Source organism: Oscillospiraceae bacterium (assembly GCA_031265355.1).
Taxonomy (GTDB): domain Bacteria; phylum Bacillota; class Clostridia; order Oscillospirales; family UBA929; genus JAIRTA01.
Genome location: JAISCT010000043.1, coordinates 1 through 5,833, shown reverse-complemented (window position 1 = coordinate 5,833; position 5,833 = coordinate 1). Strand labels below are relative to the sequence as shown.

Genomic DNA, 5,833 nt, shown 5'->3' with positions numbered 1-5,833 from the left:
TCCGGGCGGCAAAAAAGGCGAGCGTGGATATTCTTGTCACCGGGGACAAAGATTTCACCGAAAGCACGGTTACCCAACCAAAGATTATGACTGCGGCGCAGTTTATTCTGTTGTAGTTGCTACAAACAAAGCTGAAAGCATACTCCCCCCTCCTAAAACCTCATACTTCGCCCGAGCCGCGATAATATTTATTTTCAAAAACCTCATACCGGTAGGATTTCTTTTCTCAAAAAATTGTTCTATTCTATCTACTATCGTATAGTCAATTTTGGGAGGAACACAAAATGAAAAGAATTATCGCAACACTTCTTATCGCAATGACGGTACTTACGATGCTGCCGCCGGGGGCTTTTGCCTTCGGCTTGCGGGAAGCCGAAGGCGTGAAAAGCGGGGTGTATACCGCAGGGGACGGCGCGGTATACACCATTTTGTACAATGACTACATCACATTGTATGTCAACACACTCGACGGCGGCTTTGCCGTTCTGCCCGCGACGGAGAGCTTCGACAGCGCGAAACCGCTGTCCCACGCCACATTCCGAATTGATGGCGAAGCGTATGATTACGGCGCTTATTACAGCGGTATGAGCGGCGCCGTCGGCATAGCGCCGCAGACCAGTGAGAACGGCATCCTGGAATCCCACTGGCAAATAGGCGATTTTATCGTCTCGCAGTATTTTGCCGTCACGAGCGATACGGAGCACAGCAATTCATATGCCGTGAAGGTTGGCTACAGCGCGCAGTATTTCGGCGAGGGCGCCGCGAACATCGCCGGGCGTATCTTGCTGGATACGCAGTTCACGCCTGACGAAAGCGTCCCGGTGATGCTGCTTGACGGCGAGGACAACGCGGCGCTGATAGAATCGGCGGCGGCGCTGAACGCCGTGCCGGCCTCCGCCTTTGTCAGCAAGGAATTCATCGAAGAATCCAACCTCGAATCGGAGAGCCCTGTTTTTGCCGACAGCCCGAACAAGGGCTATCTTTTGTTTGACGACACAGCCTTTGCCGCGCCTGACGGCGTCACGTTCGCAGCCTTTGACGAAGCCTGCGACGCGGATTACGACTACACACCCGCCGACATTGCGCTGTTCGACGGCTCAGGCGCGGACAGCGCGGCGCTGCTTTACTGGAGCGAGGTAAGCGTGAGCCAAGGAAATCAGGCCACCTTTGGCACAAACTATGGCTTCTATGATTTGAAACGGGGCGATCCGCATTTTGACCCCGCGCCGGAGCTCACATCGGAGTCTGCGACTTTTGCCCTGTTGTCCGAGGGAGTGCAGTCAGCGACCGTGATAATCAACCGTCTCAACGCGCCCGAGAGCTGGTTCAGTATGAACGCCTCCGTTTCCTTGTCCGATACGACGGCGGAATACGACGAGTATGTCACATATCTGCAAGGCATCGTCACCGCCGCCGCCGATTTGACTATTCAGCTTGCCTACAAACCCGACACGCCGCAAATCATACAAGACGGGGTCAGGAAAGTTATGATCGAGGCCCACTGGGACGGCGGCGGGGAGGATTGGTCGTGGTCCAATTACGAGCTCATTGAAGGAGAAATGATTGAACGGGAAGAGATACTGATAGGTTCCTCCGCGACCATCCCCATGGCCGAAGCCTTCACCCATCGCAAGGCTGATGAAGACTTGTCCATCGCCATAATTCCGATCGTGGAAGCCCCTGCGGGATATGCCTATGTCACGTTGAACACGGCGGGTTCACTCAACGGCGCGACGGTCAGCCTGAGCGGCAGTGATGTGACGGAATACTACGATTCGGTATTCTACGGACGGTACTATTTCGCAAAGCAGAGCTCTACGGCAAAGCTCAATATGGAAATGGAAAGCCTGGCCTACGGTCCCTGGAGCGCAGAGGGCTATCCGTCGATACGTTGGGACTACGGCGAGCCCACTACGCTCACGGCCGGCGGCGGCGACCTTGCCGGCCCGTTGAACTACACCTATACGTTCACCGTTCCGAACAACGCCGAGACCGGCGCAATCGCGGCGGGGATCACGACAGTCTCGACCGAGCCGAACCCTGTCAACATCAAGGCGTACTCCACTTCATATACTGTGCAGACCGTGGAGACCGCTCTTTGGGGCGCGATCAGCGGCGTCAGCGAGGGCGGAGGCTTGAAATGGGCGACGCCGAGCACTACGGTCACCGTTAATTCTAGCGCCCTTAGCTCTTATTCCGGCTACAAGCTCTACGTTTACAAGGCGGGGACAAAGACAAGCGCTCTTACAGGAAATGAAACGGGCGAAATCACGAACACGAACAGCTTCACCATGCCGGGCGAGCCGGTTGATCTCGTGTATGAGCAAGGCAACAACTACCGTGTCCTTACTACGGTCTCCGGTGAAGGCACAGCGACCGTGGTAGTAGATTCGGCGCATGGCTCACGTCCGCAGTCCGGCGATGAAGTCTACGTCTACATGACGAATATAGAGGGCGGCTACTCTTTGGAGAAGGTGGAGGCAACGGGCGCTACTCTTGCCGCCCAGGCCGGCGGCGCTCACAAATTCACCATGCCCGCCGACAGCGATGTAACCGTCACCGCAACGCTCGAAAGCTCCGACGACGTAAGCGCGGAAATGCACTCGATCACCGTGAAGCCCTTGGCGGGCGACGGTATGCTGCGCTTTGACGTGGCGTTCTGGACAGACACGGCGTCCGGCGCCCGCAAGCTCTACGAGGTGGACGAAGCGGGACGCCTCGGCAGGGTCAGGACGGGTACAACGGTGTACTACGCCCTCTATCCAACCACCTGGGCCATCGACACCAACAGCCTGAGCGATATGGACAATTGGGTGGTAAGCGGCCTTACGATGAACGGCGTGACTCCCGAAGGCTTCACCGAAATTACCGGCCCCGGCTATTTCCCGACTTCCTACAATCCTTCCAATGCGAACAGTACGGCGGGCACTTTCACCATGCCCGATGAGGACGTCATACTCGAACTCACCGGCTACAAAAAGACCAAGGTCTACAGCCTGACCTTGGAAGCCTACGACGAATACGGCAACCGCCTCTCCCTGCCCGAAAACACCGTGCGCTCGGCTGCGGTGGATCCGACCAAGGTTTATGATAGCACCAACTTTACCGCTCCGCCGTGGAATGAGGGGCTCAACGTTGAGGCGTTCATGGACAAATTTCTGCGGCTGGAGGCTCCCCAACAGTTCGACCGGTACACGCTTGAGAGCGCGGCGGTCATGACGGGCGGCGCAACCACAATGGCGTTGACGCCCCTTGGGGGCACATGGCAGGCGGACTGGCCGGTCAGCGGTTTGGTCGCCCGTTACTATTTCCAGCCCATGTTTCAAAACAACGCGATAGTAAGGCTGACCTACGCCGTCAAATACAACCGGCTGAACATCACCGGCTTTGAGCCGCAGGAGTGGAACGTGTACAGGCCCGGAGAGGTGCGGGTGTATGAAGGCTCGGGCCGCTCGGAGACCCGCGCGCTGAACGTCCTGCGTGACGGTGAGGGCAAGGGCGCGATCGAACTGACTCTGGATTGGTCCCGCATGGGCGACGGCATAGACTATATGCTGCCCGCTTCCGGCGATGGCTTTACGACGTCGTTCCTGCACTCAAAGGGAGGCTCCGCGACATATTCCGTTACGGTGACGAAGCCGGAGGCAACCATCGCCATACAGGAAAAACCCGTGGCGCCGAGCCTTGGCCTATCCGACGGCGTCAGCTTCAACTCCGCCAACTCCAACACCTTCAAGACGGTCAATCTGCACGCCGGCTACTATAAGTTAGACGCGGACGGTAAAAGCGGCTACAGCGAAAATCTCAAAAATCTGCTGAACGGCAACCCCGCGCCCAAGATCACCGAGATGACGCTCGCGAGCGAAAAAACGCAGGAGGGCTTTCCGAAGAACGTGACCGGCGACGTCTATGCCAATAACAATGCCGCGTTCTCATGGCCGCAAAATGAGTTCCGCGACGATTTCACCGGAGCCCGGAACGGGCAGCTCATGGCGCTCGACCTGCGCAGCCTGTTCGGCATCGACGGCGAATACAGCTTCCCCGAGGGTAACTATACCCTGACCGTCAAGTGGTCATACGGCGACGGACTGCGCGAATCCGGCGAGAAGAGCTACACCTTTTACCTCAGCCCGACCATATACGCCCCGGGGGAACTGACCCATATCGGCATCGTGAAGGTCGATCACATATACCCCGAGGATATGCGCGCACATCCCGGCATCGAGCGGGGGAACTGGATAGTCGTGACGGGCGTCAGCAATGAGGATATGATGAAAACCGCCGGCCGCATCAGCGATTCGCCGCCGCTGCTGACCTTTGTTAACGACAGTTCCAACGGCTTTTTTGTGGGCTACGAAGACCACGATTATTGGGCGCAGGGAACCATAGTCATGAACGGCCACGCCTATTTTAAGAATCTGCCCAGCGGCGCCGGCGAATTCTATATCGACGAGGACAACGGCTCAGTCACGATAGAAAGCTATGAGATGACCTTTGGCGGCAAGATCATCCCCGTCTGGCTGCCGATACAGATCGGATCGAACAATGGGGTTCGCTTCGGCACGAACACGCTCAAAATAGATATTGAGAAGTATAAGAACTACACGATCCCGTATGAGATCCCCGAATACCACAAGGGCAACGCCGCCAATGCCGAGGACGCGAAGGCCAAGTGGCAGGCGGAGGTGGACGCGCTGCGGGAAAACACGGTGACGATCTATCCCGACCTCGAGGGCGCGGCGTGGTCGGGCGGCAATCAGGTCGAGTCCGGCGACCCGGACGACATACCGGCGGAGCTTCGGTGGACGGGCAACTCCGTAGCCTTGAAGATAGGCGACTACGAGCTGGAGGGGCTGACCGCGGACTATCGGGAGATATATCTGCTGGGGCACGGTTTTGATATCGGCGGCCAGATCAACGTCCAGATACCCGGCACGAAGGATCCCATATTCCGCGTGGAGCTCGTGTCTCTGGTGACCGACAACACGGCGAGGCTCATCCCCATCGACAATGTCTGGGCGGAAGGCGAAGGCACGGTGAAGCTGCCGGACGCCATAGGCGGCTACGGCGGCCAGGCGTCGGGCGTCTTCAACACCTTCACGCAGGACTTCGGATTTGAGGCCATGATAAATTTCAAAGTCATCGAACTCGCCGGCGAGTTGTATCTGGCCCGCTCCGAGCGCTTCAAGATACCGGTCCTCGACCGCTACGTGGTCTCGATCGGCCTCGACGGGCTTGGCGTGGGCGCGGGCCTCCCGCCCGTTCCGGTGCAGATTATAGAGATCAACGGAATAAAGGTGGGCGTGACCAATCTGGCGGACACCTTTGACTACGACCCGCGCAAGAACACCATCCCCTCCATGCGCATCATCATCGGCGGCAAGTTCAAACTCGTGGAGGTTCTCGGCTTTGAGGCGGAGATGTGGTCGGAGATGTTCTCGGGCGGCTTTAGCGTGGAGGGCAATCTGGAGATCGGGCCTTTCTCGTTCCCGCTCATCAAGGAATTGAGCCTTGAATACGGTATGAAGGACGGCCCATTTGAGGAGTATGAGGACGCGGGCACCATAGTGAAGGGCAAGCGCAGCCTGCTGTTCTTCATCAACGCCAAATGCCACGTGTCGCTTCTCGGCATCGTGGACGGCGCCGGGGGGTTCAGCGTGAACATGACGATCTCGCCCTTCCTTTGGGAGAAGCGGGGCGGATTCAAAAGCGTACAGGAAGTGTTTGATTTCCTCAAGTTCAGCATCACAGCGAACGGCTACCTGTACGCTTCCTTAAACGTCCCCCTGACGGACTGGACCATTGCCGACGCCGACGTGCGCGTGGACATCGT

At 57.6% G+C, this 5,833-nt stretch carries 1 protein-coding gene; it reads left to right on the top strand.

Features of this window, described 5'->3' with window-relative positions; genetic code table 11:
- Positions 1–284: 284 nt before the first annotated feature.
- On the top strand, positions 285–5,833 hold a 5,549-nt coding region (locus tag LBK75_06340), incomplete at its 3' end, for a hypothetical protein (protein ID MDR1157911.1).